Consider the following 1,122-nt stretch of genomic DNA (forward strand, 5'->3'; position numbering starts at 1 on the left):
GATGTACGAAGAGCCAGATCAAAAGCAAAAGCTGCACACCAGCACCTCGCTGTTGCCGTTGCCGTTGCTGTGCTTCTCCCTACACAAATCGTGCAGACGCCACAAATCGTCCCTTCAGCAGGCCGAATGGAACCCTTGCGTAGTGGGGCGACGGCCATGGATGGCCGGCGGTCGGGGTAAGGGGATTCGAACTCCTGACATCCTGCTCCCAAAGCAGGCGCGCTACCGGACTGCGCTATACCCCGGTTTGAAATTTGGCTCCGCGACCAGGACTCGAACCTGGGACCCAATGATTAACAGTCATTTGCTCTACCGACTGAGCTATCGCGGAACTACAACCGCGGATGGTGGGTCGTGTAGGATTCGAACCTACGACCAATTGGTTAAAAGCCAACTGCTCTACCAACTGAGCTAACGACCCAAAAATGGTCGGGGTAAGGGGATTCGAACTCCTGACATCCTGCTCCCAAAGCAGGCGCGCTACCGGACTGCGCTATACCCCTACGCAAGGGTTCCATTCGGCCTACTGAAGGGACGATTTGTGGCGTCTGCACGATTTGTGTAGGTAGAAGCACAGCAGCGGCAACGGCAACAGCGAGGTGCTGGTGTGCAGCTTTTGCTTTTGATCTGGCTCTTCGTACATCGCCAGCCCAGACACGGCTTCGCTTTTACGGCGACCCACTTTCGTCGGGGTGTATGGACCGGACACATGGTGGACACGTGTACGGAGACATGGTTGACACATTATCGCCTGCCATCCGGGTTGTCCCTTCGGTAGGTTGAGTGTAGGTATTGCGTAGTCGGGTGCAGCCGGGGGGGGGGGGGGGGGGGGGGGGGGGGGGGGGGGGGGGGGGGGGGGGGGGGGGGGGGGGGGGGGGGGGGGGGGGGGGGGGGGGGGGGGGGGGGGGGGGGGGGGGGGGGGGGGGGGGGGGGGGGGGGGGGGGGGGGGGGGGGGGGGGGGGGGGGGGGTCCCGACGGGAGCAATGCCGGAGCGAAGGGACCCGGAGCGCAGCGTAGGGCCGAATGCAGGGACACACGGTTTTGATTCCTTTTGCCAAGACAAAAGGGATGCGCCGTAAGGGCGCAAAGGTGACTCCAAACCGCCCATGCCAATGGATCAGC

Annotated in this window: 4 tRNA genes; all 4 read right to left on the minus strand. The window is 62.9% G+C overall.

Annotated features, from left to right (window positions below):
- Nucleotides 1-171: 171 nt before the first annotated feature.
- Nucleotides 172-245, minus strand: a tRNA-Pro gene (locus V0R60_RS26840).
- 10 nt (nucleotides 246-255) lie between these two features.
- Nucleotides 256-331: transfer RNA gene (locus V0R60_RS26845), tRNA-Asn, on the minus strand.
- Nucleotides 332-345: 14 nt separating this feature from the next.
- A tRNA-Lys gene (locus tag V0R60_RS26850) sits at nucleotides 346-421 on the minus strand.
- 5 nt (nucleotides 422-426) lie between these two features.
- A tRNA-Pro gene (locus V0R60_RS26855) sits at nucleotides 427-503 on the minus strand.
- Between the last annotated feature and the right edge of the window lie 619 nt (nucleotides 504-1,122).

The organism is Pseudomonas auratipiscis (genome assembly GCF_036324085.1).
Taxonomy (GTDB): domain Bacteria; phylum Pseudomonadota; class Gammaproteobacteria; order Pseudomonadales; family Pseudomonadaceae; genus Aquipseudomonas; species Aquipseudomonas auratipiscis.